The sequence below is a fragment of the Streptomyces sp. SJL17-4 genome, assembly GCF_036826855.1.
GTDB lineage: Bacteria > Actinomycetota > Actinomycetes > Streptomycetales > Streptomycetaceae > Streptomyces.
Genome location: NZ_CP104578.1, coordinates 1,080,072 through 1,105,437 on the forward strand (window position 1 = coordinate 1,080,072; position 25,366 = coordinate 1,105,437).

The 25,366-nt window shown below is 72.4% G+C and carries 27 protein-coding genes and 3 pseudogenes; 13 read left to right on the forward strand and 17 right to left on the reverse strand.

Features of this window, described 5'->3' with window-relative positions:
- Positions 1-13 precede the first annotated feature (13 nt).
- Positions 14-304, forward strand: a complete 291-nt coding sequence (locus tag N5875_RS04635) for a hypothetical protein (protein ID WP_338492007.1) — start codon at positions 14-16, stop codon at positions 302-304.
- A gap of 24 nt (positions 305-328) precedes the next feature.
- On the opposite strand, the gene N5875_RS04640 is transcribed toward N5875_RS04635, so the two are convergent.
- Together N5875_RS04640 and N5875_RS04645 are read right to left on the reverse strand one after the other, a co-directional pair.
- A complete protein-coding gene (locus tag N5875_RS04640; protein WP_318209776.1) occupies positions 329-1,405 on the reverse strand; it encodes a nitric oxide synthase oxygenase in 1,077 nt (358 codons plus the stop codon).
- A 274-nt stretch (positions 1,406-1,679) separates the two neighbouring features.
- Positions 1,680-2,945: a helix-turn-helix domain-containing protein gene (locus N5875_RS04645; protein ID WP_338492009.1), complete on the reverse strand. Its 1,266-nt coding sequence runs from the start codon at positions 2,943-2,945 to the stop codon at positions 1,680-1,682.
- A gap of 221 nt (positions 2,946-3,166) precedes the next feature.
- On the opposite strand from N5875_RS04645, the gene N5875_RS04650 reads away from it, so the two are divergent.
- Positions 3,167-3,982: a DUF4232 domain-containing protein gene (locus N5875_RS04650; protein WP_318209371.1), complete on the forward strand. Its 816-nt coding sequence runs from the start codon at positions 3,167-3,169 to the stop codon at positions 3,980-3,982.
- On the opposite strand, the gene N5875_RS04655 is transcribed toward N5875_RS04650, so the two are convergent.
- Positions 3,975-5,198, reverse strand: coding sequence for a DUF6596 domain-containing protein (locus tag N5875_RS04655; protein ID WP_338499089.1), 1,224 nt, complete (start codon positions 5,196-5,198; stop codon positions 3,975-3,977). The two genes, N5875_RS04650 and N5875_RS04655, sit on opposite strands and share 8 nt — an antisense overlap.
- 11 nt (positions 5,199-5,209) lie before the next feature.
- Positions 5,210-5,617: a YciI family protein gene (locus N5875_RS04660; RefSeq protein ID WP_318209372.1), complete on the reverse strand. Its 408-nt coding sequence runs from the start codon at positions 5,615-5,617 to the stop codon at positions 5,210-5,212.
- Positions 5,618-5,896: 279 nt separating this feature from the next.
- Here N5875_RS04660 and N5875_RS04665 point away from each other — a divergent pair, with 279 nt between their 5' ends.
- From N5875_RS04665 to N5875_RS04680, 4 genes are all read left to right on the forward strand, one after another.
- Positions 5,897-6,394, forward strand: a complete 498-nt coding sequence (locus tag N5875_RS04665; RefSeq protein ID WP_318209373.1) for a SigE family RNA polymerase sigma factor — start codon at positions 5,897-5,899, stop codon at positions 6,392-6,394.
- Positions 6,387-6,788: a hypothetical protein gene (locus N5875_RS04670; RefSeq protein WP_318209374.1), complete on the forward strand. Its 402-nt coding sequence runs from the start codon at positions 6,387-6,389 to the stop codon at positions 6,786-6,788. The genes N5875_RS04665 and N5875_RS04670 overlap by 8 nt, the downstream gene beginning before the upstream one ends.
- Before the next feature lie 196 nt (positions 6,789-6,984).
- Positions 6,985-8,199, forward strand: coding sequence for a mannosyltransferase family protein (locus N5875_RS04675; RefSeq protein WP_318209375.1), 1,215 nt, complete (start codon positions 6,985-6,987; stop codon positions 8,197-8,199).
- A 64-nt stretch (positions 8,200-8,263) separates the two neighbouring features.
- Positions 8,264-8,728, forward strand: coding sequence for a hypothetical protein (locus tag N5875_RS04680; RefSeq protein ID WP_338492010.1), 465 nt, complete (start codon positions 8,264-8,266; stop codon positions 8,726-8,728).
- A 52-nt stretch (positions 8,729-8,780) separates the two neighbouring features.
- On the opposite strand, the gene N5875_RS04685 is transcribed toward N5875_RS04680, so the two are convergent.
- The 4 genes from N5875_RS04685 to N5875_RS04700 all read right to left on the reverse strand — a co-directional run bounded on the left by N5875_RS04685 (position 8,781) and on the right by N5875_RS04700 (position 11,905).
- Entirely contained in the window at positions 8,781-9,428 is a 648-nt protein-coding gene (locus N5875_RS04685; protein WP_318209377.1) for an alpha-ketoglutarate-dependent dioxygenase AlkB, read from the reverse strand.
- A 71-nt stretch (positions 9,429-9,499) separates the two neighbouring features.
- Positions 9,500-10,168: a DUF998 domain-containing protein gene (locus N5875_RS04690; protein ID WP_318209378.1), complete on the reverse strand. Its 669-nt coding sequence runs from the start codon at positions 10,166-10,168 to the stop codon at positions 9,500-9,502.
- Between the two features lie 108 nt (positions 10,169-10,276).
- Positions 10,277-11,101, reverse strand: a complete 825-nt coding sequence (locus tag N5875_RS04695) for a DUF4389 domain-containing protein (protein WP_338492013.1) — start codon at positions 11,099-11,101, stop codon at positions 10,277-10,279.
- 123 nt (positions 11,102-11,224) lie between these two features.
- Positions 11,225-11,905, reverse strand: coding sequence for a TetR/AcrR family transcriptional regulator (locus N5875_RS04700; RefSeq protein ID WP_318209380.1), 681 nt, complete (start codon positions 11,903-11,905; stop codon positions 11,225-11,227).
- 259 nt (positions 11,906-12,164) lie between these two features.
- Here N5875_RS04700 and N5875_RS04705 point away from each other — a divergent pair, with 259 nt between their 5' ends.
- The 3 genes from N5875_RS04705 (at position 12,165) to N5875_RS04715 (ending at position 17,229) form a co-directional block, all read left to right on the forward strand.
- Positions 12,165-13,883 (forward strand): ABC transporter ATP-binding protein, encoded by a 1,719-nt coding sequence (locus N5875_RS04705; RefSeq protein WP_338499091.1) that lies wholly within the window; start codon positions 12,165-12,167, stop codon positions 13,881-13,883.
- A complete protein-coding gene (locus N5875_RS04710) occupies positions 13,880-15,595 on the forward strand; it encodes an ABC transporter ATP-binding protein (RefSeq protein ID WP_318209381.1) in 1,716 nt (571 codons plus the stop codon). Before N5875_RS04705 ends, N5875_RS04710 begins: the two co-directional genes overlap by 4 nt.
- Positions 15,596-15,762: 167 nt before the next feature.
- Positions 15,763-17,229, forward strand: a complete 1,467-nt coding sequence (locus N5875_RS04715; RefSeq protein ID WP_338492015.1) for a cytosine permease — start codon at positions 15,763-15,765, stop codon at positions 17,227-17,229.
- Positions 17,230-17,236: 7 nt separating this feature from the next.
- Here the strand turns inward: N5875_RS04715 and N5875_RS04720 are convergent, their stop codons facing one another.
- Positions 17,237-17,806, reverse strand: coding sequence for a HutD family protein (locus tag N5875_RS04720; protein WP_338492017.1), 570 nt, complete (start codon positions 17,804-17,806; stop codon positions 17,237-17,239).
- 181 nt (positions 17,807-17,987) lie between these two features.
- Here N5875_RS04720 and N5875_RS04725 point away from each other — a divergent pair.
- Together N5875_RS04725 and N5875_RS04730 are read left to right on the forward strand one after the other, a co-directional pair.
- A pseudogene (locus N5875_RS04725) lies at positions 17,988-18,351 on the forward strand (ABC transporter ATP-binding protein).
- Positions 18,348-18,542: pseudogene (locus tag N5875_RS04730) on the forward strand (metal ABC transporter permease); the annotation flags it as partial. The pseudogenes N5875_RS04725 and N5875_RS04730, both read left to right, overlap by 4 nt.
- A gap of 570 nt (positions 18,543-19,112) precedes the next feature.
- Here N5875_RS04730 and N5875_RS04735 read toward each other — a convergent pair.
- Together N5875_RS04735 and N5875_RS04740 are read right to left on the reverse strand one after the other, a co-directional pair.
- Positions 19,113-19,820 carry a cation transporter gene (locus N5875_RS04735; RefSeq protein ID WP_318209384.1) on the reverse strand — a complete coding sequence of 236 codons (708 nt, stop codon included), beginning with the start codon at positions 19,818-19,820 and terminating at the stop codon, positions 19,113-19,115.
- The gene (locus tag N5875_RS04740) at positions 19,820-20,155 is read right to left on the reverse strand and encodes a metalloregulator ArsR/SmtB family transcription factor (RefSeq protein WP_318209385.1); all 336 of its coding nucleotides are present in this window, start codon (positions 20,153-20,155) and stop codon (positions 19,820-19,822) included. The genes N5875_RS04735 and N5875_RS04740 overlap by 1 nt, the downstream gene beginning before the upstream one ends.
- A 195-nt stretch (positions 20,156-20,350) precedes the next feature.
- Between N5875_RS04740 and N5875_RS04745 the strand changes: the two are divergent.
- Both N5875_RS04745 and N5875_RS04750 read left to right on the forward strand, forming a co-directional pair.
- Positions 20,351-20,744 (forward strand): annotated as a pseudogene (locus tag N5875_RS04745) (amino acid transporter); the annotation flags it as partial.
- A 170-nt stretch (positions 20,745-20,914) separates the two neighbouring features.
- On the forward strand, positions 20,915-22,042 hold the full coding sequence (locus N5875_RS04750; RefSeq protein ID WP_338492019.1) for a hypothetical protein: 1,128 nt from the start codon (positions 20,915-20,917) through the stop codon (positions 22,040-22,042).
- A 63-nt stretch (positions 22,043-22,105) separates the two neighbouring features.
- Here N5875_RS04750 and N5875_RS04755 read toward each other — a convergent pair whose 3' ends face one another.
- The 6 genes from N5875_RS04755 to N5875_RS04780 all read right to left on the reverse strand — a co-directional run bounded on the left by N5875_RS04755 (position 22,106) and on the right by N5875_RS04780 (position 25,289).
- Positions 22,106-22,744, reverse strand: a complete 639-nt coding sequence (locus N5875_RS04755) for a contact-dependent growth inhibition system immunity protein (RefSeq protein ID WP_318209387.1) — start codon at positions 22,742-22,744, stop codon at positions 22,106-22,108.
- 8 nt (positions 22,745-22,752) lie between these two features.
- Complete coding sequence (locus tag N5875_RS04760) at positions 22,753-23,103, reverse strand: RNase A-like domain-containing protein (protein ID WP_338492020.1); 351 nt, start codon at positions 23,101-23,103, stop codon at positions 22,753-22,755.
- A gap of 1 nt (position 23,104) precedes the next feature.
- Positions 23,105-23,359, reverse strand: coding sequence for a WXG100 family type VII secretion target (locus tag N5875_RS04765; RefSeq protein ID WP_318209779.1), 255 nt, complete (start codon positions 23,357-23,359; stop codon positions 23,105-23,107).
- Between the two features lie 73 nt (positions 23,360-23,432).
- Positions 23,433-23,843, reverse strand: a complete 411-nt coding sequence (locus N5875_RS04770; RefSeq protein ID WP_318209389.1) for a WXG100 family type VII secretion target — start codon at positions 23,841-23,843, stop codon at positions 23,433-23,435.
- A 35-nt stretch (positions 23,844-23,878) separates the two neighbouring features.
- Positions 23,879-24,538 carry a hypothetical protein gene (locus N5875_RS04775; RefSeq protein WP_318209390.1) on the reverse strand — a complete coding sequence of 220 codons (660 nt, stop codon included), beginning with the start codon at positions 24,536-24,538 and terminating at the stop codon, positions 23,879-23,881.
- 10 nt (positions 24,539-24,548) lie between these two features.
- On the reverse strand, positions 24,549-25,289 hold the full coding sequence (locus tag N5875_RS04780) for an RNase A-like domain-containing protein (RefSeq protein WP_338492023.1): 741 nt from the start codon (positions 25,287-25,289) through the stop codon (positions 24,549-24,551).
- Between the last annotated feature and the right edge of the window lie 77 nt (positions 25,290-25,366).

Genomic DNA, 25,366 nt, shown 5'->3' on the forward strand with positions numbered 1-25,366 from the left:
GGAGTGATCCACCATGGCGATCTTCGTGCACGCCGTCCTGCCAGGGGCCACCACGGACCAGTACGACGCCCTCAACGCGAAGCTCCAGGAGGCGCCCGACATGTTCGACGGCTGCGTGTCCCACGCGTGCGCGCCGACGGACGACGGCCTGGAGATCTTCGACGTGTGGGAGACCGAGCAGCAGATGAACGCGTTCGGCGAACGCATGATGCCGATCGCGGCCGCCGAGGGCTTTCCGGTCACCGCAGCGGCCCCCCGCGTCCTGAGAGTGCACAACTACTGGGCTCCCGGGGCGGCCGGCTGACGGCCCCCCGCCGTCGCCTGCCGGTTACGTACGGGCCAGGAAGGCCGGCCGCAGGGAGGGGTCCACCGGGTCGTAGTACCGGTGGAAGACCGGGGTGGCGGAGCCGGAGACCGGGGGCACGATCCAGCTCCAGTCGGCGGGCGTCTCCCTCCCGTGGCGGCCTTCCTGGGCTATGTGCCGCAGGAACCGCTGGGACTCGGTGTGGTGGTCGGCCATGGTCACCCCGGCCTCCTGGAAGGAGTGCAGCACCGCCACGTTGAGCTCGACGAGCGCCCGGTCCCGCCACAGGGTGCGCTCGCTCGACCGGTCGAGGCCGAGCCGGTCCGCCACCACCGGGAGGAGGTCGTACCGCTCGGTGTCGGCGAGGTTCCGGGCGCCTATCTCGGTGCCCATGTACCAGCCGTTGAACGGCGCCGCCGGATACCGTACGCCGCCGATCTCCAGCGTCATGTCGCTGATCGCCGGCACGGCGTACCAGCGGAGTCCCAGCTGGGCGAACCACCCGTGTTCGGGGTGGCTCAGCGGCACCTCGCGGACGGCGTCGTCCGGCAGCTCGTACCACTCGGGCCGGACGTCGGGGCGCTCCCGGACCATCAACGGCAGTACCTGGAAGGGTTCTCCGTCCCGCTTCCACCCCAGATCGCGGGCCAGGGCGGTCAGGGGTGCGCTGCGCGGGTCGCCGCGCCACGCACCCTCCGGCGTGCGGTGTCCGGCGTAGCGCACCAGTTGGTCGTTGACGATCCGGGGGCCGGGGCGGCCCGGCCGGTCGGGGGCGAAGACGGTGATCACGGGCCGGATCCTGCCGCCGTTGCCGGCGAGCCTGAGGTGCTCGAAGGACGCGGCGGCGATGTCGTCGGCGGAGGTGAGGTGCCGCAGGTCGCGCACCACGAGGCTGCGCCAGTAGAGCCTGCCGATGCAGCGGGCCGCGTTGCGCCACGCGACGCGCGCGCCGAAGGCGAGTTCGGCCGGGGAGTGGGTGTAGGTGCCGGTGCGATCGACCTCGGCCAGCACCTCACGCAGCCGGCTCCGTACGTCGTCCCCGGCACCCGGTTGCTCGTCGTGGAACTGACGGATGAACCGTTCCGCCTCGTGCCGGTCCACGCGGTACGGCACCTGGCCGGGGGCCTCGTGGACGGGGACGGCGGGCGCGTGGTCCCCGGACGCGTAGGGGCAGGTGCCGGTGCTGGGGCTGGTGGTGCTGGCGACGGACTTCCGGCGGCGGCTGCGACTGAAGATCAATGTGTTCCTCCCGGCCTCATGACTACCGTATGAACACATTCGGGCGCGGAGAGTGCGTGAACATCCGGTTTCGGAACGGTCGCGCTGCTACGCTTGTGCCGATCATGCCTGTGTGACCGCGATTGCCCGAGGGGCGCTAGCGCCCCTCGGTATCGACGTCGTTGTCGATCCATTCGGTCCAGCCCAGGGGGTACGCGTACGCGGGCCGGGCGAGGTTGCCGCTGGTACGGAACGGGTGGCCGTTGTCGTCGATGCGGAGCGTGCCGCGCTCCTCGCCGCTGGACCAGACGAGTTCCAGGTACCAGGTGACGTCGTGTGCCTGGGCCCGTGCGGCCACGTTGAAGATCACGGGGTCGGACTCGCTCGTCTTGTACGAGAACTTCCGCTGCCCGCCCGTGGGGACGGCGGTCGGCCGGCCTGCGTCGAGATCGACGGCGAAGGACTTCGTCGACACGTTGCCGCCGCAGCCGACGCCCATCACGTAGTCGTTCCACGCCAGTGGCGCCTTCTTGCTGACGACCCGGACGTGGAGGGCCTCCAGGACGACCGTCTGCTTCCCGGTGCCCTGCACGGTCAGCCGGAGCAGCTGGTCCCCGCCGGGGACCGCGTCGAGCGCGGCGATCCAGCCCGGCGCGTCCTGCTCCGTGGGCGGCGGCGGAACCTGCTCGGGCTCACGGTCGATCAGGTAGTGCTGGCTGCAGGGCCCTTCCCAGGTGTGCGGCGCGGTGGCGACGGTCGGCGCGCTCGCCTGGCCCGTCGCCTCGCCGGCGGAGGACCCCGTCCGGCCCGGCGCTCCGGCCGATGTGCTCGGGCCGTCGCCGCTCGTGCTCGACGAGGGCGTGGGTGCGTCGCCCGCTCGCTGATCCTTCCCCGCTCCGTCCCCGCCCGGGAGGTTCACGACGAGCGCCACCGCCACGGCTGCGGCGACCACGGCCGTGCCGACGACCACGGCGGTACGCCGGAACAGCCGGCGCTTCCGGGGGGACGCGGCCGCCACCGCGGGGGGCGCCCAGGGCGCCACTGCCGCGTCCGCCTGCGCCGGCTCCGTCGGCTCCGGCTCGGTCGGCCCCGTCCGCTTCAGCGGCTTCGGCGGCGAGGCCTCGGGCGACGGCTCGGACGGCACCTCGGGCGACGGCTCCGCCCCGGCGGCCGGGGCCTTCCGGCCGCGCGACACGTCCGCCCGTACCCACAGCCGGTGCAGCTCGACGAGTTCGTCGGGGGTCGCCCGGCACAGCCGCGCGAGCCGCTCCACGGGCGCGTAGTCCACCGGTACGGCGTCCCCGTTCACATACCGGTGCAAGGTCGAGGCGCTCATGTGCAGACGCTTGCCGAGCGTGCCGTAGCTGAGCCCCGAGCGGTCCTTGAGCTGCCCCAGCAGCGCCGCGAACTCGTCCCCCGCCACCGTTCCACCCTCTTCCGGCGTTCGATCCCGCGTCCCAGACAGGGACATCCATGCAGGTCAGCGCCTTGAAATCATTCCAGCGTCCCGTACCGCCCGGTAGGAGCGGCAGCTGGAACGGATCTTGTCACACGCTGTGGTCAGCGAAGCAAGGCCGCCACGGGGAAGTGGTGGCCGCCGCCGCACAACGACCGAATTCCGACCTCTCCTCAAGGGGGACTCCCATGTCCGGACGCACCAGCCGCGCCCGTCTTCTCGCCGCCACGACGCTCGCGGTCGCCGCGCTCTCGCTCACCGCCTGCGGCAGCGGCGCCGCGAAGGACGAAGGCGCCGCCACGGGTTCCGTCACGCCCACCGCCTCGGCCACCCAGCCGGCCAGGACTCCGACCACGACCCCCACGGGCGACACGACGACCACCCCGCAGGATGGCTCCTCCGGCAGCACGGCGAGCGGCTCGACGGCCGGATCGACCGGCGGATCGGCGAGCGGCTCGAAGAACGGTGGTACGACCACGGGCACCACCACCGGAGGGAAGACCGGAAGCGGCTCCTCCACCGGGAGCTCCGGTTCCGGCGGCACCAGCGGGGCGAGCGACCCGGCCTCCGGCGGCAGCGGCGAAACGAGCGGGCCCTCGCAGAACAAGCAGTGCGGTGCGAGCAACACCAAGGCCACCGCCACCCCGGTCTCCCGCCCGCTCAACCACATGCTGCTCACCGTCACCAACACCGGATCCGCTCGCTGCGACCTCCTCGGCTACCCGGTCGCCCGCTTCGGCGAGGCCCAGTCGGTCCCGCCCGTCATCGAGGAGACCCACCCGCAGGCTGTCGTGACCCTGGCTCCGGGTGAGTCCGGGTACGCGGGCGTGATCCTTGCGGCTGCCGACGGCAGCGGACAGCACGGCTACACGACGACGAGCCTCACGGTCGGCTTCACCGACGGCACGACCGCCAGGCCCCCGCTCGCCGGCAAGGGCGTGTACGTCGACAGCTCGCTGCGCGTGACGTACTGGCAGAGCTCCATGGACGACGCCCTCAACTGACCGGCGGCTCCGTCCCCGGCCCCGTCGCGCCGTCACCCCGTTCGCGGCGCCGGCGGGTGTTGAGGCGGGCGGCCTGGCGTGTCAGGTGGTCGCGTTCGGCGAGGTTGGGGGCCTCTCGGGCCGCGTCGGCGTACAGCCGTGCCGCCGTCGCCAGGTCGCCCGCCCGCTCGTGCAGGTAGGCCGCCGCCGCGGTGGCGCGGGGCAGGGGGTGGCCACGGGCGGACGAGTCCGGGGAGGAGCCGGTCACGTCCGCGAGCGCCGCGAGCCCGGCGCGCGGTCCGTCGGCCTCGCCGATGGCGACGGCGCGGTTGAGGCGGACGACCGGGCTGTCGGTGAGCCGTGCGAGTTCGTCGTACCACTCGACGATCTGCACCCAGTCGGTCTCCTCCGCGCTGGGCGCGTCGGCGTGGAGCGCGGCGACGGCGGCCTGTGCCTGGTACTCGCCGAGCCGGTCGCGGGCGAGAGCCGCCTGCAGGATCTCGACGCCCTCGGCGATCATCACGCTGTCCCAGCGGCCACGGTCCTGCTCGGCGAGCGACACCAGGCTGCCGTCGGGAGCGGTACGGCCGGCTCGCCGGGCGTGGTGGAGCAGCATGAGGGCGAGCAGCCCCGTCACCTCGGGGTGGTCGATGACGGCCGCGAGCTGCCGGGTGAGCCGGATGGCCTCGGCGGCGAGGTCGACGTCGCCGGAGTAGCCCTCGTTGAAGACCAGGTAGAGGACGCGCAGCACGGTGGCGACATCGCCCGGCCGGTCGAACCGCACTCCCGAGACGGTGCGCTTGGCGCGGCTGATGCGCTGCGCCATCGTCGCCTCGGGCACCAGATAGGCCTGGGCGATCTGGCGGGTCGTGAGTCCGCCGACCGCGCGCAGCGTGAGCGCGACCGCCGAGGACGGCGTCAGCGAGGGGTGGGCGCAGAGGAAGTAGAGCTGGAGCGTGTCGTCCAGCCCGGGTGCGGGCCCGGGCCGCGGCTCCTCCTCGACGAGGTCCTCGCGCCGGCGCCGGGCGGAGTCCGCCCGGGTCGCGTCGAGGAACTTGCGCCAGGCCACGGTGACCAGCCAGCCCTTCGGGTCGCGGGGCGGCTCCGCCGACCAGACCCGGACCGCCTCGACCAGGGCGTCCTGTACGGCGTCCTCAGCCGCCGCGAAGTCGGCTCCGCGGCGGACGAGGATCCCGAGCACGCCCGGCGTGAGGCTCCTGAGCAGGGCCTCGTCCATGGAAGGGCCCGTCACTCCGTGATCGTGTGCGCCGTGGACAGGAACGGACGCAGTTCGAGCCACTCGTGGATCGGCTTCCCGCCCGCGCCCGGCGCCGCGGACAGTTCGCCGGCCAGTTCCAGCGCCCGCTCGTAGCTGTCGACGTCGATCACCATCCAGCCGGCGATGACGTCCTTCGTCTCGGCGAACGGGCCGTCGGTGACCGGAGGCCGCCCCTCACCGTCGTACCGGACGAAGGTGCCCTCCGGGGAGAGCGCCTGGCTGTCGACGTACTCGCCGGTCTTCTCGAGCCGGGCCGCGAAGTCGTTCATGTACCCGACGTGCGCCGAGATCTCCTCCGGCGTCCACTGGTCCATGGGTACGTCGTTGACCGCGGCCGGAGCGCCTCGGTAGTGCTTCAGCAGCAGGTACTTGGCCATGACGGTTCGTCTCCTCGGTGCCGGTGCGACCCATTGTGGTCACTTCCACCCCGGGGACGGAGCCGACCGCGGGTTCTCGACATCGGCGTCCGGATCTCTTTCGCCCTTCCGGCTGAACCGGAGCCCCTCGGGGAACGCCGCGGGTCGCGCCGCCCGCCGTACGTCGTGCACCCGCCCCCGTTCTGTGATCACCATCACTCCGTGGATACGCGGACCGTGTCAACCGGACGGCCGGCGCCGGGCGTATGCGTGGTGAAGCGAAAGATCCGGGAGTGAGTGTTGACCGTTGAGGAGTTCGAGGCGTTCTACGAGCAGGCGGTCGCGCGACTCACAGGGCAGCTGTACGTGATGCTGGGCGATCTGCACGAGGCTCAGGACGTCGTCCAGGAAGCGTTCGTCAAGGGATGGAGCCGGCGACGGCAGCTCGATCGTGACGGGCAGCCGGAGGCGTGGATCCGTACGGTCGCCTGGCGCCTGGCGGTGAGCCGTTGGCGCTTCCGGAGGCGTACGTCCGACGCCTGGGACCGCGCGGGCGCGCCCCCGCCCGTCGAGGGCCCCGGCCCCGAGTACGTGGTGCTCATCGACGCGCTGCGCGACCTGCCCGCCCAGCAGCGCCGCACGGTGACCCTGCACTACCTGTGCGACCTGAGCGTCGAACAGATCGCCGGCGAGACGGGACAGTCCGCCAGCACCGTCAAGACGCACCTGGTCCGTGGCCGGGTCGCGCTCGCCGATCGTCTGCGGCCCCGGAACGTTGAGGAGGACCCCGGTGCTTGACCCCAGGGACGCCCAGGACCCCCAGGACCCTCTCCGCGAGATGTTCCGGCAGGCCGCCGCCTCCGGGCAGGCCCGCGCCCGCGCCGTACCGGTCGCGCGCATCGCCGAACGGGCCCGGCGCGCGCACCGGCGCCGCGTCGCCGTGGCCGCGGGGGCCGCGTGCCTGATCCTCGCCGGTGGCGGGGTGACCGCCGCGGCTCTCCTGTCGGACGCGCCGACCCCGGTCGTACCGGCCGTCAGCCCCTCACCCGAGGCGCCTTCTCCCCGGGAGACCACCAGGCCTCCGATGAGCAGCACGACGGCACCGGGCGAACCCACTCACGAGGGCACCGCCGGCGATCCCTCGGCGACGTCGACCCAGCCCTCGGGACGGGTGACGACGACGCCGCCCTGAGCAACGCACGGGCTGGACCACCCCGTGCAGCGGCTCCCGGCCCGCACACCACCACGACCAACACGCCCAGCAGGACAGGCACGACGGGCACGACCAGCAGGATCTCCGCAGCCCCCGCCCGGCCTCCGCCGCATCGCACGTGACGCACCGCCGTCGCGCGGTCCGCCATGCCTTCCCACCTCGACGAAAGTCCCCTATGTCTGTGATATCCCCCAGGTCGCGGGAGAAGACACCGTCCGTCCCGCCGCTCCTCCCCCTCCCCCGCGCCGGCCGCCGGCGCCCGGTGCTGAGCGCCGAGGACCGGGACGTGCTGTGGCTGTATCTCCTCACCCGCACGGCCCTGTGGATGACCGCCTACGGCGCTCGATGGCTCTTCCCCTCCGACGCCGGCACGCGCGACGCGGGCGCCGTCCTCGCCCCCTTCGAACGCTGGGACTGGGGCCACTTCCTGAACGTCGCGCGCGACGGCTACTTCCCTGCGGGAAGCGGCCCGTGGGAGGCCGAGTGGGACAACCGCGAGGCGTTCTTCCCGGGATTCCCCCTCGCCCTGCGGGCCGTCCACACCGTCGTCCCGCACTGGACGGTGGCCGGGCTGCTGATCTCGTTCGTCGCGGGCGGGATCGCGGTTCTGGCACTCGTACGGATCGCGCGCCTGTATCTGCCCGACGCGAACGCCGGCCGGCGGACGGCACAGCTCCTGCTCCTCTCGCCGTGTGCCGTCTTCCTCGCCACCGGGTACAGCGAGTCGCTCTTCCTCGCCCTCGCCCTGCCTGCCTGGCTCGCCGCCCACCGCCGCAACTGGCCCCTCGCCACCACGCTGGCCGCCCTGGCGACGACCGTCCGCATCAGCGGTCTGTTCCTCGCCGCGGCCCTCGCGCTGCACTTCGTACTGACGGCCCGCACCCGGTCCGACTGGCGGCCGCTGCCCTGGCTCGCCCTGCCGGCCCTTCCCGCCGCCCTGTACACCTGGTACCTGCACGCCCGCACCGGCGACTGGATGGCCTGGAAACACGCCCAGGAGCGAGGGTGGTACCGCCACTTCCACGCACCGTGGGACGCCTGGAGCAACACCTGGGAGTCCGCGTTCGACCAGGTCCAGACGACCGGCTACGCGTTCATGTTCCAGGCCGAACTCCTCGCCATGGTCGTCGGCCTCGCGCTGGTCGCCCTCCTGGTGCGGCGCCGCCACCGGCCCGAAGCCGCCTACGTGGGCCTCAGCCTGTGGGCCCTGGGGACGTCCTACTGGTACCAGTCCATCCCCCGGGCGACCCTCCTGTGGTGGCCCCTGTGGATCACGCTGGCCGCCTGGACCCTTCGCTCACCACGCTTCAGGACCGCGTACTTCTGCCTCGTCGCGCCCCTGTCGACGCTGTTCGCCCTGACGTATCTGACCGGGCGCTGGGCCGGCTGACCGGCCGACGATCTTGGGAGCGCCGAAGGGCAACCCCGTACCGCCGCACGACGTCCTACCGGCCGTGACCGACCTCTTCGCACCCGACTCCCCCTCCGGAACCGATCCCTTCGACGACGACGAAGGGGCGGTACGGCCGGGCCCGTTCTGGCGCCACGCGCTGTGGGTGGCGGGCGTCAGCGCGGCCGCGGTGGCGGCGGGCTGGGTCACCTCCCTGTTCCGGATCGGGCCCGAGCAGTACGGCCTCCCGCCCGCCGCTCCGGGCGCGCTGTGGCCGTACCTGGCCGCCTGGGCCGCGATCGGCCTCGCCGTGGCGGCCGTCCTGCGAGCCACCGCCGCCAGGGTCCCGGTCCACGCCCCCGGCCGGATCGCGGCCGCGCTGACCTACCTGGGCACCCGGCTCTCCCTGGGCTGGCGTCCGGAGGCACCGCTCGTCGGCGCGATGGCGGCGACCGCCCTGATCGCGGCAGCCGTATGGTGCGCCATCGCGCTCCGCCCGCACCGGGCCGAGGCCGAGACCGGGCTGTAGGTCTCGGTACGGGCCCGAGGCCGAGGCCCAGGCAGAGGCCCGAGCCCGGGTCTCAGCGGACTCCGCGGGGGCGGAACTGGACGCTGATGCGGGGTCCGACGGCCCGGCTCGTCTTGGGGACGGCGTGTTCCCAGGTGCGCTGGCAGGAGCCGCCCATCACCACGAGGTCGCCGTGCCCGAGCGGCAGGCGGAGGTACGTGGGGCCGCCCGAGCGCGGGCGGAAGGCGAGGTCACGGGGGTCGCCGAGGGAGAGGATGGCGACCATCGTGTCGTGGTGTGCGGAACGGCCGGTGCGATCGCCGTGCCAGGCGACGCTGTCACGGCCGTCGCGGTAGAGGCAGAGGCCGGCGGAGACGAAGGGTTCCCCGAGCTCGGCGGCGTAATGGGCGCCGAGGGTCTGCCGGGCCTCGGTGAGGGCCGGGTGCGGGAGGGGCGCGCCTTCGCCGTAGTGGGCCAGGAGCCGGGGTACGGCGACGACGTTGTCGTACATCGGCCGTTCCTCGGCCCGCCAGGGCACCCGGCCGGCGAGCTCCTCGAACAGCGCGTCGGCGCCGTGCAGCCAGCCGGGGAGGTGGTCGACCCAGGCGCCGCCGTCGAGCGGCGTCCGCCGGAGACCGTCCAGCGGGCCGAACCCGATGTCGTCGCCCTGGTCGAACAAGGAGCCCTGGAGTCCGGGCAGGGCGGGTCGTTCGGTGGTCACGGAACCACCATAGCGTCAAATCGAACACACAAGCGAACGCGAGGGCGGGCGGCGCGCCTCACCCCCGACGGTCACCGAGGCGGCGCGGACCGCTCATCACTCTCGTCGCTCGCGTCGCTCTCACCACTTTCACCGTTCCCGCCACTCCCGCTGCTCCCGCCGCCGGTGTAGCGGAGGCAGGAGGCGACCACCACGAGGGGCCAGGTGGACTGGATGCAGGTCACGAGCCGTTCGGCGACACCGACGGACCCCTGCCGGTTCATCTCGACGACGAACCAGACCGCCCCCAGGGCCATCAGCGCGGTCGCGGCGACGGACGGCGTCAGCCGCAGCCCCCACGGCACGCCGCCACCGTGCACGGCCGCAAGGACCGGCCACACCGCGAGCAGCGTGAAGCCGACCACCACGACCGCCCCGTGGTTCAGGGACCCCCCACTGCTGGGCGCGGGCACCAGGGCGACCGCGAGGGCCGCCACGCCACCACCGGCGAGCGCCAACCGCCCGGCGGGAGCGGCGGGCCGCAGCCCCCAGGCGGTGAGGAGATGACAGACACCCAGCGCGAGGAACGCCCCGGTCATGACCCAGGACCCCTCGGCCCCGTAGGCCGCGAGAACGCTGATCGTCTGCGTGACGGGATCGTAGGTGGACCCCTCGAGCAGTGCCGCGGCGGTCCAGCCACCGACCAGCAGCAACGGGGCACACCCCGAGGACAACAGGGCCCATCTGGGAACGGATCGCATCGAACCACCGTAAGACGCGCCGCCGGTCCCCCACCGCACCACGGGGAGCACGTCAGCCGTGTTCCTCGCACGGCGGTCTCCTGAACGTGCGGGGGCTCGGCGGAGCGGTCAGCCCGCCACGCGACCGGCAGCCGCGCCAGGGTGGTCGTCCCGCGCGTCGTAGTCGATCGTGCCCGAGGTCAGATGGCCGGCGAGCCCGAGGAGCAGGAAGAGCCAGACCAGCACCTGCGCGGCCGTGCCCAGACGGAGCGGACGGGTCGCGGAGTACGCGGGCTGTGCGGCGGCTTCGGGGGCGTCGCCCAGGAGTCCCTTGGGGTACACCGGCGTCAGCATCGTCGCGTAGGCCGCCAGGCGCATCCGGTACCGGACGACGGCCGCCGTGGCTCCGAAGATCGGTTCGGGCAGGCGGCCCAGGATGATGCCGATCAGCCAGAAGACCCAGCTGATCGCGAACCAGCCGGACTGCGCGAGGCTGCTGATGATGGCCGCCGGAATCATCAGGATCAGCCGGAAGAACACGGCGAGCCGGTTGAGCGGGGTGGCGCGCAGTTCGATGCGCACCGGGTAGTCGGGGGCGTCGAAGGCGAACGGCGGGTAGCGGTCGACGAGCAGGGTCGCACTGGCCGTGACCCGGGTCTGGTAGGCGAGGACCGCGCCGAGGAAGGACGCGATCGGGTCGGGCAGGCGGCCCAGGACCAGAGCGCTGAACCAGCCCGCGATCGTGACGAAGAAGGCGACGAAGGACAGCAGGGCCACGACGATGAACTGCGGCAGGAGCAGCAGCCAGCGCAGCAGCACGGTCCACCGCCGCTGCCGCCCCGGCGGGGCCACGTCCAGAACCGGCCGCCATTCGGGCCCGTCGGACCCATAGGCCCCATCGGCCCCGTAGGCATCGGCGCCGGCCGAGGGCCGGGGCTCCCAACCTGCTGCCATGACGGTCTCCGTCTCTCCCGCGTCCCACGCTTCCCGGGTCACGTCGATGGTGTCCCGGCGAGCAGGCCCTCGCACGGCCACGGGGCCACCTGGAGCACTCGGGAAGCGGCCGGCCGTCGGCGCTCAGCCGACCCCGTGGGGCGCGGCTCGCGCGAGAAGCCCGTCGACCAGCGTGCGGAGCCCCTGCGGATAGAGGTCCCGGGCGGCCAGCGCGCCCCATCGGACGCCGATGGCGGCCAGGTGGGGCACCTGGGACGGGTCGAGGTCGTCCCGGTAGGCGAAGGGCCGGCCTTCGCCCAGTCGGCGGGCGGAGTTGGCGCGGACCAGGACCTCGCCGACGGTGAAGTACCAGATGCCGCGGAAGACATCGACACTCTGCTCGGGGGTGCATCCGTGGTCGTGGGCGCCGGCGACGATGGCTTCGACCATCCACATCGCCGACTCGTCGAGGAGACCGACGAATCCGTCGGCCGAGAGGACCTCCGCGGCCCATGGCCAGGCCGTGAGGGCGTCGTGCATCGCGGTGGCGGCCGTGACGATGCGCTCCCGTGGGTCACTCGGCAGCCGGGGGCGTTCGATCTGCTCGATGTGCTGATTGAGCAGGAGAAGCAGCAGGTCGTCCTTGTTCCGGATGTGGTGGTACAGGGTCGTCGCTCCGACGCCGGTCTCGGTCGCCAGGCGGCGGATCGTCAGCTTCTCCCAGCCGTCCTGGTCGATGAGCCGACGGGCGGCCACCAGGATCTGCGCACGGGAGGTCAGGGGTGGCCGGCCGGTGCGGCCGTGCGGTGCGGGCGCTCGGGACATCGTCCCATCATGCCGCCCCGTCACCACCGCCTCGAAACGCGCGCGGTCCGGCATGCGCGTTCGCACCCGCTTGTCTCGTGTTACTTTCGGAACACGTTCGGAAAGTCAAAGAGCAGCACCTGGAAGGGAGTTCACCATGACCGCCACCGACCTCGCCGAGGCGAGGGAGCAGTCCACAGCACCACCACCCGATGCCGATCCCACGGTGGGACGGAGCCTGGCGGGGCTGCTGCGCCCCTACTTCGCGACGTTCACCGTCATGGTGACCCTGCAGGTCATGGGCGCCCTCGCGGGTCTGGTGCCGCTGCTCGCGGTCGTCGAGCTGGGGCGCACCCTGCTCGCGCCCGGCCCGATCGATCACGGTCACGCCTGGATCGTCGTGGCCGCGGGTGCGGCCGGCCTCTTCCTCCGACTGCTGTTCACGGCCGCGTCGTCAGGAGTCGGGCACATCGTCGACGGCCAGGTGCAACTGACGTTCCGCCGGCAACTGGCCGCTCAGCTGGGGCGGGTGCCGATGGGCTGGTTCTCCCGGCGCGGGACCGGCGAGCTGGCGAAGGTGGTCGGGGACGACGTCAGCGCCGTACACCCGTTCATCGCCCACACCCCGGGCGAGCTGGTCTCCGCTTTCGTGGTGCCGTTGGTCTCGCTGATCTATCTGTTCACCGTCGACTGGCGGCTCACGCTGATCACGCTGATACCGGTGGTGCTGGCGGTGGCGCTGGTCCCCCTGATGATGACCCCGACGCGGCTGCGCGAACAGAAGGAGTTCGACGTCGGCATGGGGCGGATCGCGAGTTCGGTCGTCGAGTTCGTCCAGGGCATCGCGGTGGTCAAGGCGTTCGGCGGAAGCGAGCGCGCCCACCGTACGTTCCGCACGGCCGTGGACGACTTCGCCGACAGCTTCTTCCGGATGGTGCGCGGGCTCGCCGGGATCGCCGCCGGGATGCAGGTGGCGCTCTCGCCACCGTTCGTGCTGCTCGTCGTACTGATCGGCGGTACGGCTCTCATCACCACCGGTGGCATGGACGCGGCCGACCTGCTGCCCTTCCTGCTGCTCGGATGGGGCCTGACCGCTCCTGTGGCGGCCCTGGGGCACGGCTTCGACGACATGCAGGCCGCCCGGCGCGCGGTCGGCCGGATCCGGGACGTGCTGGAGGTGCGGCCTCTGCCGGAGCCCACCCATCCGGCCACGCCCCGAGGGCACCGGGTGGAGCTGCGTGACGTCCGGTTCGGCTACGAAGCGGGTCACGAGGTACTGCGCGGGATCGACCTGGTGCTCGAGCCGGGGACGGTCACCGCGCTCGTCGGTCCGTCGGGCAGCGGGAAGTCCACACTGGTGCAGCTGTTGCCGCGGTTCTTCGACCCGACCCACGGTTCGGTCGCCCTCGGCGGCGTCGATCTGCGCGAGCTCGGCAGCCGGGAGCTCTACCGGAAGGTCTCCTTCGTCTTCCAGGACGTCCGGCTGCTGCGCGCTTCGGTCGCGGACAACATCGCGCTGGCCGTACCGCACGCCGGCCTCGACGACGTGATGCGCGCCGCCGAGCTGGCGCACGTTCACGACCGGATTCTCGAACTGCCCCGCGGATACGACTCGGTGATCGGCGAGGACGCCGGTCTTTCGGGCGGCGAGGCACAACGGATCTCCCTCGCACGCGCGCTGCTCGCCGACGCGCCGGTTCTCGTACTCGACGAGGCGACCGCCTTCGCCGACCCGCAGACCGAACGGGCGGTGCGCCGCGCACTGGCGACATCGGGCGGCACCCGCACGACCCTGGTCATCGCCCATCGCCTGGAGACGATCGCCGATGCCGACACCGTCGTGATGCTGGACGACGGATCGGTCGTCGAGCGCGGCGCGCCCGCCGAACTGCTGGCGCGGAACGGCAGGTTCGCCGCGTTCTGGCAAGCCCAGCGGTCGGCGATCGCCGACCGCACCGAAGCCCACGGTGGCGCACCGCGAGGAGACGAGCCCCGATGATTCGACTGCTGTTGCGTGTACTGGGGCACGAGTACGCCCGGCCCGTGCGTCGCACCGTGGCCCTGATGACAATGACCTCCCTGGTCGAGGGCCTGTCGTACGCCCTGCTTGTGCCCGTGCTGCGCGCGCTCTTCGGGACCGCACCCGAGGACGCCTGGCCCTGGCTCATCGCGTTCGGCGCCGCGGTCGCCGGCTACGCGGTACTGCGTTACGTCAGCGACCGGTCCGGATTCCGGGCCGGGACCACGCTCCTGCGCGGCACGTACCACCGCCTCGGCGACCACCTGGCCCGGCTGCCCATCGGCTGGTACGACGCGAGCCGCGTCGGGGAGGTGTCCGTCCTGGCCAGCCGCGGCGTCCTCCAGGCGATGAGCGTGATCGCGCATCTCCTTGCACCGTTCATCTCCGCCTCCGTGACTCCCCTGGCGATCGTCGCCGTCATGCTCGCCTTCAACTGGCAGATGGGTCTGGCCGCGCTGGCCGCCGTACCGGTCGTGGCGGCGGTCCAGATCCTGGCGGGGCGCTCGATGGCCGCCGTGGACGCGGAGCGCCACGCGCGCGACCACGAGGCCACCGGGCGCGTCATCGAGTACCTCCAGGCCCAGCCGGTGCTGCGGGCCGGCGGCCGGACGGCCGAACGTTTCCGGATGCTCGACGACTCGCTGCGTGAAGTCCGGCGCGCCTCCCGCCGGACGGCGCTGTCCACGCTGCCCGGCGTGGTGGGGGTGGCGCTCGCGGTGCAGCTGGCGTTCACCGTCGTGGCGGCCCTGGGGACCTATCTCGCGCTGGGCGGGCACATCGGTGCGGCGGAGGTCCTGGCGCTCCTGGTCCTTGCCGGCCGCTGCGCGGATCCGCTGCTGTCGCTGTCGGACATCGGCGGCCAACTCCGCGGCGCGCGGTACGAGCTGGCGCGGCTCGACACGGTACTGCGCACCGAGCCGCTGCCGGAACCGGCCGAGCCGGTCCAGCCGGTGCGCCACGACCTGGAGTTCGGGTCCGTCACCTTCCGGCACGGGGACCGGACGGTGATCGACGACCTGTCCCTGTCCCTGCCGCAAGGACAGCGGCTCGCCGTCGTCGGACCGTCGGGCTCCGGCAAGAGCACCTTGCTGCAGTTGCTCGCGCGGTTCTACGACGTGGACGCGGGCGCGGTGCGCGTGGGAGGGGCGGACGTCCGCGACATCGACTCCGACGTGCTGATGTCGCGGTTCGCCATCGTCTTCCAGGACGTCTATCTCTTCGACGGCACGATCGAGGAGAACGTACGCCTGGGCCGGCCCGACGCCGACGAGGCCGAGGTACGGGCGGCGGCCGCCGCGGCACGGCTGGACGAGGTGATCGAGCGGCTGCCCGGCGGGTGGGCGGCGAACGTCGGCGAGGGCGGCGCACTGCTGTCGGGCGGTGAGCGCCAGCGTGTCTCGATCGCGCGAGCGCTGCTGAAGGACGCGCCCGTCGTGCTGCTCGACGAGGTGACCTCCGCCTTGGACCCGGTGAACGAGGCAGCCGTCCACGAGGGCATCGAGCGCCTGATGGCCGGCCGGACGGTGGTGATGGTCGCGCACCGGATGCGGACCGTCCGACGCGCCGATCGCGTCGTCTTCCTGGCCGACGGCCGGATCGTGGAGGAGGGCGACCACGAGGCACTGCTGCGGCGCGGTGGCCGTTACGCCGATTTCTGGAACATGTCCCTGACCCCGGCGGTGAGCGAATGACGGGCTCTCGTGTGGAGAGCGCGTGAGCGGAACGACCACCTGTTGAAATTGTTCATTCAGAGTCTTGATACCTGCAGACCACTATGCGAGATTCGGCGCACCGCGGTGCGGGTCGACGGCTGCGGTTCGCCCAGACACACGCATCGCTGCGGGGAGAGGTCTCCACCATGCCGGTCCAACACGCCCCCGGGGAACGACTCGCGCTGGAAACGCGCACCATCGAGGTCATCCCCGACGCCGAGCGGCACGGCACGCCGCGCAGCCAGTTCACCCTGTGGTTCGGCGCCAACATGCAGATCACCGCGATCGTCGACGGCGCGCTGGCCGTCGTCTTCGGCGCCGACGCGCTGTGGGCGATACCCGCGCTGCTGATCGGCAACGTGCTCGGTGGCATCGTGATGGCGCTGCACTCCGCACAGGGGCCGCGGCTCGGCGTGCCGCAGATGATCTCCAGCCGCGCGCAGTTCGGCGTCCACGGGGCGGTCCTGCCGCTGCTCCTGGTGATCCTCATGTACCTCGGCTTCGCCGCGACCGGCAGCGTACTGGCCGGCCAGGCGCTGTCCGAGATGCTGCACATCGACAACACGGCGATCGGAATCCTCGTCTTCGGCGTGCTGACCGCCGTGGTCGCCGTCACCGGCTACCGGCTCATCCACATCGCCGGCCGCATCGCCACCGTCGTCGGCGTCCTCGGCCTCGGCTACCTGCTGGTCCGGGTGTTCACGCAGTACGACGTCGGCGCGCACGTGGGAAACAAGGGCTTCGAGACGGCGACCTTCCTGCTCGCCGTAGGACTCGGCGCCGGATGGCAGCTGACCTTCGGTCCGTACGTCGCCGACTACTCGCGCTACCTGCCGCGCGACACCAGTACGCGCGCGACGTTCTGGTCCACCTTCGCCGGCTCCGTCATCGGCTCCCAGTGGGCCATGACGCTGGGAGCGCTCACCGCGGCGGTCGCGGGCAAGGCCTTCCTCACCGACCAGGTGGGCTTCCTCGGTGACCTGGCCGGGCCCGCGGCCCTGGCCTTCCTCATCTACCTGGTGATCGTGGTCGGCAAGCTGACCGTCAACTGCCTCAACGCGTACGGCGGCTTCATGTCGATCCTGACCACCGTCACCGCGTTCGACGGCCGCTCGCGCATCTCGGCCGTCGCCCGCGCCTCCTACATCGTCGGCTTCACCGCGGTGTCGATCCTCATCGCGCTCGCCGCCAGCGCCGACTTCCTGAACAACTTCAAGAACTTCGTGCTCCTGATCCTGATGGTGTTCACCCCGTGGAGCGCGATCAACCTGGTCGACTACTACCTGGTCTCCCGCGAGCGGGTCGACATCCCCGCCCTGTACGACCCGGACGGCCGCTACGGGCGCTGGAACGTCACCGCGCTGACCTGCTACGTCGTGGGCGTCGCCGTACAGATCCCGTTCCTGGCCACCAAGCTCTACACCGGCGCGATCACCAGGAGGCTCGACGGCGCCGACATCTCGTGGATCGTCGGTCTGCTGGTCACCGCGGCCCTGTACTGGCTGTGGGTGCGGCGCACCGCCGACCCGCCCGCCGAGACCGTCCATCCGGCGGCCACCGAGGGCACCGAAGACACCAAAGACACCGACCGGGTGGCGGCGCCCGTCGACTGACCCGTACTCACCCCACGGGCACGAGATCCGCCCACAGGGCGACGGCGTCGGCTGAGAGCGGCGAGACCGCTCGGCCCGCCGCGTCGTCGCCCTCGCCCCACCACACGCCCTGGCCGTCGGCCGCGATGCGCCCCTCGGGCCCCACCCGCCAGGTGCCGCGCAGCACGTAGAACACCCCGGCGTGGCCGCCGGGCGGCACGACCGGACCGGCGACCCGGTCCACCCGGGCCGTCCAGCGGCCACGCCTCACCATGATGTTGAGCACCCGGCAGGCCCCGCCCGGCAGTTCGGCGGCGAGCGCGAGGTCGCCGGAGAACCCGAGCGGCTCGCCCGGACGCGACAACAGCCGGTCGAACACTCCGGGCGAGGCCAGCCGCACACCGTCGCCCGCCAGCAGGGTGAGCGTCCGGTCGACCCCGGGAAACGCCGAGAACGGCCCGTCCCGGTCGATGTCCGCGACGCTCGCCCGCCACCCGAACTCCCCGCCGCCCGCCGGCCACGAGACGATCTCCCGGGTGGCGCCCCCGCCGTTGCGCCACCGGCCCGCCGTCAGGCTCTCGACATCGAAGGGGTGCATGGGGGCTCCTGAGCACGGCGCGGTAGGGGTGCGGAAAGTCTATGCGGCCCTCCCGCAGGCATCTGCGATCGCCCCGGTGTCCTGTCAGGACGCGGGAACCCGGCGTCCCCGGCGTCCGACTTCTTCACCGCACCGGTACGACAGCGGCGAGAGGCAGAGGACGGGCGGATTGGACATACGGATGCGCGCAGTCGCCTGCCGGAACGGTCGCACCGAGGCCGTCGCCGGGGTGGACCTGGAGATCGCCGCAGGTGAACGCGTCGCGCTGACCGGGACGAACGGGTCCGGGAGGACGACGCTGCTGCGTGCGGTCCTGGGGCTGCACCGGCAGACGAGCGTCACCATCGAGGTCGGCTGGCGCGGGGCGCGCTCCGCCGCCGACCTGGCCGACCGCCGCGCTCGACTTCGAAGGGCAGGAGGAGGCAGCGGACGTGCTGGCCGCGCTGCCGGTCACGCTCGTCGTCGTCACCCACGACCGGGCGCTCGCCGAGCGGTGCGACCGGGTCCTGGAGATGGCCGCCGGACGGCTGCGGGAGGTGCGTTGAACGCCCTCGCGGCCGCCGACCTCGGTGCCGTGCTCCAGCTCGTACCGGTGCAGCGGGCCGGGTTCGCCCTGCTCCTCGCCGCCATCGGGCTGCCGGTGATCGGCGTCGTCATCGTCGGGCTCGACATCATGCCGGTGCGGTTCGCCATGATGCACGTGGCGCTGCTCGGCATCGCGGTCGGGCTCCTGACCCGCGCGCAGGGCGTCCGCATCCGCGTCCCCGGTGGCCAGGGCAGTGCCGTACCAGAGGATCAGTCCACGGGTCGCGGTGTCGGCGTCGGCCCAGGGCGCGAGTCCGCCGGTGGCGGCCGCGGCTGCCGCCCGGTCCGCCTCGCTCGCGCGTCGCTCGGGCCCGCATCTCGCTGATCGCCCTCCTCCGGGGCGAGGAGGCGCCCCGGCCCGCGCCGGCCGCGGACCAGGACGCGGCAGGACGGGGAAGGCTCGCACGGGCCGCCCTCGCCTGACGGTGCTCGGTGGGGCGGGGGGGCGGGCCCGCCTCCTGCCCCACCCACCGGGCGCGGGCCCGCGGATGCGGGAACCGATCCGGCCGTCGATCCGACTCCTCCAGGAACGGCGCGATCGAATCGGCGCCGTACATTCGTACTCCGGAGCGGCGGCCGATGGACAACCCCGCAGAACCCTCCCGGCGTGTGGGCGGCACACCCAACGGGGGTCACGACCACCGGGGAGTGCACCGATGACGGCCGGCGCCGTGGCGGCGGACCCGAGCATCGACGACGTCCATGCCCGCCGGTCGCCCGATCAGGCGCAGCAGCCGGAGCCGCACGCGTCTTCTGTGGGGTCTTCGGCCTTGGGCGCTCCGGGCGTGGGTGCGCAGCAGCCCTTGCCCTGCCAGGCGTCACGGCCTTCCTTGAGAGCGACGGCGGCGATGACGAGGGCGGCGATCGGATCGGCCCAGGACCAGCCGAAGAGGCTGTTCGCGAGAAGGCCGACGAGCAGGACCGCCGACAGATAGGTGCAGAGCAGGGTCTGCTGGGAGTCGGCGACCGCGCTCGCGGAACCGAGTTCACGGCCCGCGCGGCGCTGTGCCGCGGACAGGAACGGCATCACGGCCAGCGACAGGGCGGCCAGGACGATCCCGACGGTGGAGTGCCCGGCCTCGCCCGTGCCCGCGAAGGCGCGTACGGACTCGACGGTGACGTACGCGGCGAGGGCGAAGAACGAGACGGCGATGATCCGCAGGGTCGTCTTCTCACGGGCCTCACGGACGGCGTGGTCGCGGGCGGAGAACTGCCAGGCGACCGCGGCGGCGGAGGAGACCTCGATGACGGAGTCGAGGCCGAAGCCGATGAGGGCGGTGGAGGAGGCGAGCGTGCCGGCGGTGAGGGCGACGCCCGCCTCGATGACGTTGTACGTGATGGTCGCGGCGACGAGGAGGCGTATGCGGCGGGTGAGGACGTCCCGGCGGGCCGGGGACGAGCCCACGGACATGGGTATGCCGGTGGTCATCAGCAGCAGTCCTTGGTCTCGGCGTCCGGGCAGGTGCGGTCGGTCTCGACGGCGACCACCGCGGTGCGCAGGTCGTCCAAGGCGTGTCCGAGGCGGGCGTCGGCGAGCTCGTAGCGGATGCGGCGGCCGTCGGGCACCGTGACCACCAGGCCGCAGTCGCGCAGGCATGCCAGGTGGTTCGACAGCCTCGTACGGGGCACGCCGAGTGCGTCGGCGAGATCGGCGGGGTAGGCGGGACCTGCTCGCAGGGCGAGCAGGATGCGGCAGCGGAGGGGATCGGCGAGCGCCCGGCCGAAACGGGCCAGCACCTCGACCTCAGGGGCGGTGGTCAGCACAGGGCGACAGTACAGCGATTCCTGAATTCAGGGAACCATGAACCGACCGCGCACGACAGGCGGCCCCCGCCGCAGCCTTCCCTCGACCCCCTCGCAGGCGTCTCGTACGCCTCCTGGCTGCGACCGGTGTGAGGAAGGTGATGCCCCAACGGCGGATCTCGACGCTTCCCTGACGCGCTCGCCGAGCCCGCGCGCATCCGTGCTGCTTGCGGTGATTCGGCCGCAGGACCGGCGGCCGAGACCCCCCATCGAGCAGAACCCTGGAGCGCTCCATGTCCACCCCTCCCGAGACCCGTACTTCTCCACCCTCGGCTACCCGCCCGGCATCGCCGCTCTCGCCGCCGGTCTGCTCTCTCCCATCGCGACGACCGTCCTGGTGATCGTCACGCCGGCGGGCGCCCTCCCGGTCTACCGGCGGATGGCGGAGGAGAGCCCGCGCGGCGAGGGATCGATCGCGATGCTGTCCCGGCTGCTGTCCTCCTGGAAGGGCAAGCTGTTCGTCCTGACCCTGCTGGGCTTCGCGGCGACCGACTTCCTCATCACCATCACGCTGTCGGCGGCGGACGCCTCCACCCACCTCGTGGAGAACCGACCCCTCGGAGTTCGAGGCCGGGCTGACCGTCCGGGGCGAGGTCCTGCACGCCCGCGACATGACCGGCACCCGCTCCAATGAGGGTGAAACATTTTCGGTGCCTCAGCGCATCGAAGGTACGGAGAGCAAGCACGTCACGTACTTCACACCGAGCCGAGGATGCCTTCATGCGACGTCTTTCCCTGCCCCGGGCTACGACCGCCCTTGCCGTCGGACTTGCGGCGGTCGTCGCCACCGCTGCCTCACCCGCCGCCGCCGACACGAGCTGGCGGGACGTCAGCCCGGCGGACAGCAACGGCAGCGTGCTGTACGACGTCGAGACCGCCGGAGGTGCGACCTGGGCGGTCGGCCTGCGCAGCGACGCGACCACCCGCCCCTTCGCGCCGGTGGCGATGCACTGGACGGGCAAGGGCTGGCAGGCGCCCCCGCAGCCCGCCGACCACGGCCGTCTGGACGACCTCGCCGTCGGCGCGCCCGACGAGGTGTGGGCCGTCGGCACCCGCAACGAGACCGTGGGCGACACGGACTGGGACCGGGGCCGCGCACTGCTCCAGCACTGGAACGGCACCGCGTGGAGCGAGGTCGCCCTGCCGTTCCCGGAGGGCGCGGGCGATACGTCACTGTCCGCCGTCGACGTCGACGCTGCCGGCTCGGTCTGGGTGTACGGCGGCTATGCCGACCCGGCCGGCGAGTACGTGCCGGTCATGTTCCGCGGGGACGCGGACGGGGGCGGCGGCTGGACCCGGCTGCCCGCGGACACCGGGCTCACCTGGGTCGCGCAGTTGGAGGTGGGCCCCGGCGGCGTCGCCCACGCCATCGGCGACGGCGTCTCCCGCTTCGACGGCAGGTCGTGGACCAGGCAGAGCCTGCCGCCCTCGCTCGACGGGGCGATGTACGACGGCATCGAGATGCGGGCGGCGAACGACATCTGGGCCGTCGGCCACATCAGGGACGAGAAGCTGTGGCGGCGTCCCGTGATCGTGCGTTACGACGGTCGCGCGTGGCGCACGGTCCGTACCCCCGCCGAGACGGGCCAGCTGTTCGACATCGCCTTCGACGGCTCCGGCAGCCCGGTGGTCGTGGGCGAGACCATGGACCCCGCCGTCAACCCGGCCGGGAACTACGTCCTGACTCCCGGCCCGCGGGGCTTCCTCACCCGTACCGAGGAACCGCCCGGCGCCGGCTACCTGTACGGGGCCGCGACGGACGAGGCCGGCCGGGTATGGACCGTGGGCGGCACGGCAGGCGCGGAGGGCGGCATCTCCCCGTCGGCATACGCGGGCATCCGCCGCTGAGCCGGGCGCGGGAGGCGCTCGGGGCCTTCGAAGGCATCGCGACCGCATCACCGCGGGACAAGCTCAGCCGCGCAGCCGTACGGCAAGCGTGGCGAGCCAGGCGCCGGGGGTGAACGGCACCGGGGGCTCGACCTCCGCGCCGAGCGTCACCAGCGCCAGGGCCAGGCCGTCCTCGTCGAGGCCGAGGGCGAGCAGGTCGTGCAACTCCCCCGTCAGCTGGGCGACGAGCCCCGTATCGGTGCCCGCCAGGTAGTCGGCGAGCGCGGCCTCGTGGTCGCCGAACTCGTCCGGCATGTCCTGCGAGAACCAGCCGCCGAGCAGTTGCGCCAGCTCGGGGAAGCGGGCCCGCCACTCCCAGGGCGTCGCGGGCGTGGCAGGCGGTGGCGCCTGCCCGTTCGCGAGGCTCCCGTCGAGCCGGTCGGCGAGATCCGTGAGCCAGTCCCGGATCTCCTCGGGGGGTACCCCCACGTCGGGCAGCCGGTAGTACTCGCCGAGCCGCAGCCGCAGTCGCCCCGGCGGATTGTCGGCGTAGACGCGCAGTTGCTCGGCCGCGACGGCGATCGCCCAGGGCCGGGTGCGCCAGGTCTGCCTCAGATAGCCGGCCACCGCCTCGGGAGCGTGCGGACCGAGGCCGAGATGGGCGCGGACGACCTGGTCGAGCTCGCCGTACTTGCGGTCGTGCTCGGCGGGGTTCAGGGACACGGTGGCCTCTACAGGTCGACGGGCAGCGAGGAGTGCACGGTGAAGGGGTACGCGCCGGGCTCGCCGGATCCGGTCCGGCGGAGCACGACCCTGGCGGCGCGCACCGGGATCGGCTCCTGGCCGGCGAGCGCCATCCCGGTGGTGAGCAGCGTGCCCACCGGATCGGGCCGCGAGGGCCAGGCTGCCTCGATCACGAGCCGCTGCCGCGTGGACTGGGCGAGCCAGCGGTGGATGACCTGCTCGTTCAGCGTGATCACCTGCTGGGTGGCCCACTGGGCGGTCGCCTGGTCCGGAAAGGTCGCGGCGCGGTCGGCGCGGGCCTGGGCGGGGGGCGCGGGGGGCGCGGGGGGTGTCGTCATGTCAGGCCCCGCCCCAGCCGCGCAGGGTGGCCCGCTGGGCGGCGGTGTAGTTGGCGTGCCCGGTGGCGACGACGGAGTGCAGCCACTTCTGCGCGGCCTGCAGGTCCTCCATCTGCCGGTCCCAGCGGTCGAGTTCGTCCACGAAGGCCTCGCGGGCCTCGCCCTGCCAGGCGAGGACGACCGGCACCGTGCGGTCGTACAGCGCGCTCAGGCGCTCGTTGAGCTTCTTCACGATGTCCTCGAGTTCGCCCGCCATCTCGCGCAGTGCGGCCAGGTCGACGGTGATCGAGCCGTCGTCGTTCACGATTCCCCCTCTGTGGTGCGGACGTTCAGAGCTCGCTGATCCGGCTGACCGGTGCCGAACCGCCACCGGGACCCGCGCCGCCCGGCCCCTCGCCGGACAGCTCCCGTACCTCCGCGTCGATGTCGACCTTCTTCACCTCGGCCCGGAACTGCCGCAGGGTGTCCAGCTCCTGGCGCGTGAAGCCGTCCCGGCTCATCCGGACCGCGTGCGCGAGGACTCCGAGGATCTCCCGGACCCGTACGGCGTCCGCCCCGGCCTCGCGGTGCAGCTTCCGGTACGCCGTCGCCGCCTCGCTGCGCCACCGCGCCTCGGCCCGGTCGACGATCGCGTCCATCCGGCGCACCTGCCCGTCGATGTGCGTCCGCATGGCGTCCAGATCGTCCGCGAGACGCTTCAGGTCCTCGTCCGTCACGGCGAGGTTCGGCTCGACGGGCATGGCGACGGCTCCTTCCGGGGCGATGGTGTGGTGGGTCAGTGCTGCTCGGCGAAGTGGGCGTGGACGGCATCGAGGAGCAGCCGCAGCCGTGCGCTCGTCACCGACGGCATGACGGGCGCGAAGGCCCCGTCGAGCTCGGCGGGCGAACGGAACATGTAAAGGACACGCTGGAGTTGACCGGCGAGATCGGCGATCCTGCCGTGGCAGTCGGGGTGGTCCATGGCGACCAGGTCACGCGCCTCCGCCGCCGGGTCGCTGCCGTACTCACCTGTGGGCAGCTGTGACGCGAACTCGTTGACGACGTCGAAACGGGCCAGTGCCTCCCACTGCGAGAGCGGCAGTTCGTCGTAGCGCGGGCAGACGCCGAACCACGGGTCGCGGACGAGCTCCGCCAGGGAGCGCAGGAACGCATCGACAGGTTCGCCGCCGGCCGCCAGGGCGAGCCGGTCACGGAAAGCGGCCGGTCTGGTGCTGAACCGCTCCGTGCCGTACTCGTCCGCCAGTCCGTCGAGGAGCGAGGCCACCGCGCTGAAGGGCATGACCCAGGCGATCGCGTGCGAGTCCTGCATCACCCTGGAGAACCGCTGGAGTTCGTCCTCCAACGGGGCGGCCCCCGGGTTCCGCGAGGCCACGGCGAGGTCGACGAGGCGGGCGAGCACCCCGCTGGTGAGGACGGAGTCAGTCGGTTCGGTCACCTGACGCATGCTAAGGGGCCTTCGGATAGGCGGTGAGCACGTAGAAGGACTTCGACTCGGGCGAGTAGGCGAGGACCACGTGCACCGTGTGCACGTTCTTCGCCTGGGCCGAGTAGCCCGACGTGGCGAAGTCCGCCTGGCTCACCGAGGTCCCGACAGCCACCTGCTGCCCGTTCGCGTCCGTGACCGGGAAGTCCCAGGCCTTGACGGATCCGGGCCTGAAGGTGCCGTCGGCGACCTTCCGCTCCTGGTTGCGCATCCAGGTTTCCAGCTCGTTCCTCCTCGCGGGGTCGTTCACCGCGGTGTGCACGTACTGCTCGGCGGACGGAAGGTCGCGGAACGTCGACGCGTCCGCGCCGCCCTGGTCGCGCAGCCGGTGCATCAGCTGCTCCGGGGTGAGTCCGATGTGCTTGTCGATCGTGTGGGCCTCCTTCCCGAGCCTCAGAGCCTCGGGGTGCGGGGGCTGGAAGTCGTTTCTCTCCCACTCCATCGACGCGAGGTCGATGCCGAACCTGCTGTTCGGGTCCCGGGACTGCTCGTTGAGCGGGACGATCGACCGGTCGAACTCGAAGAGCGAGCGCGCCCCGAACGCCTCCGCCCTCGCCGACTCCGACTGGAAGGTCGGCACCGCGCGCGAGGCCTCCCGCAGCGGTTCGAGCAGGCCCTTCACTTTCTGCGTCTGCGTCCGCAGCCCGGTCTCGTAGGTGTCGACAGCCCGGTTGACGGCGTCCGTGTCGATGCTGAGGAGCACTGCGGCGCCGAGGCCCTTCCACAGCTTCTTGAGGCGCTCGAAAATGATCGGCAGCGGGGTTGGCCGAAAGACTGCCC

Excerpts from the sequence above, each read along its gene's own strand:
- N5875_RS04635 (WP_338492007.1), top strand. The coding sequence starts at position 14 with ATGGCGATCTTCGTGCACGCCGTCCTGCCAGGGGCCACCACGGACCAG.
- N5875_RS04650 (WP_318209371.1), top strand. The coding sequence starts at position 3,167 with ATGTCCGGACGCACCAGCCGCGCCCGTCTTCTCGCCGCCACGACGCTC.
- N5875_RS04655 (WP_338499089.1), bottom strand. The coding sequence starts at position 5,198 with ATGGACGAGGCCCTGCTCAGGAGCCTCACGCCGGGCGTGCTCGGGATC.
- N5875_RS04660 (WP_318209372.1), bottom strand. The coding sequence starts at position 5,617 with ATGGCCAAGTACCTGCTGCTGAAGCACTACCGAGGCGCTCCGGCCGCG.
- N5875_RS04675 (WP_318209375.1), top strand. The coding sequence starts at position 6,985 with ATGTCTGTGATATCCCCCAGGTCGCGGGAGAAGACACCGTCCGTCCCG.
- N5875_RS04690 (WP_318209378.1), bottom strand. The coding sequence starts at position 10,168 with ATGCGATCCGTTCCCAGATGGGCCCTGTTGTCCTCGGGGTGTGCCCCG.
- N5875_RS04695 (WP_338492013.1), bottom strand. The coding sequence starts at position 11,101 with ATGGCAGCAGGTTGGGAGCCCCGGCCCTCGGCCGGCGCCGATGCCTAC.
- N5875_RS04700 (WP_318209380.1), bottom strand. The coding sequence starts at position 11,905 with ATGTCCCGAGCGCCCGCACCGCACGGCCGCACCGGCCGGCCACCCCTG.
- N5875_RS04705 (WP_338499091.1), top strand. The coding sequence starts at position 12,165 with ATGGTGACCCTGCAGGTCATGGGCGCCCTCGCGGGTCTGGTGCCGCTG.
- N5875_RS04710 (WP_318209381.1), top strand. The coding sequence starts at position 13,880 with ATGATTCGACTGCTGTTGCGTGTACTGGGGCACGAGTACGCCCGGCCC.
- N5875_RS04715 (WP_338492015.1), top strand. The coding sequence starts at position 15,763 with ATGCCGGTCCAACACGCCCCCGGGGAACGACTCGCGCTGGAAACGCGC.
- N5875_RS04720 (WP_338492017.1), bottom strand. The coding sequence starts at position 17,806 with ATGCACCCCTTCGATGTCGAGAGCCTGACGGCGGGCCGGTGGCGCAAC.
- N5875_RS04735 (WP_318209384.1), bottom strand. The coding sequence starts at position 19,820 with ATGACCACCGGCATACCCATGTCCGTGGGCTCGTCCCCGGCCCGCCGG.
- N5875_RS04750 (WP_338492019.1), top strand. The coding sequence starts at position 20,915 with ATGCGACGTCTTTCCCTGCCCCGGGCTACGACCGCCCTTGCCGTCGGA.
- N5875_RS04760 (WP_338492020.1), bottom strand. The coding sequence starts at position 23,103 with ATGACGACACCCCCCGCGCCCCCCGCGCCCCCCGCCCAGGCCCGCGCC.
- N5875_RS04765 (WP_318209779.1), bottom strand. The coding sequence starts at position 23,359 with ATGGCGGGCGAACTCGAGGACATCGTGAAGAAGCTCAACGAGCGCCTG.
- N5875_RS04770 (WP_318209389.1), bottom strand. The coding sequence starts at position 23,843 with ATGCCCGTCGAGCCGAACCTCGCCGTGACGGACGAGGACCTGAAGCGT.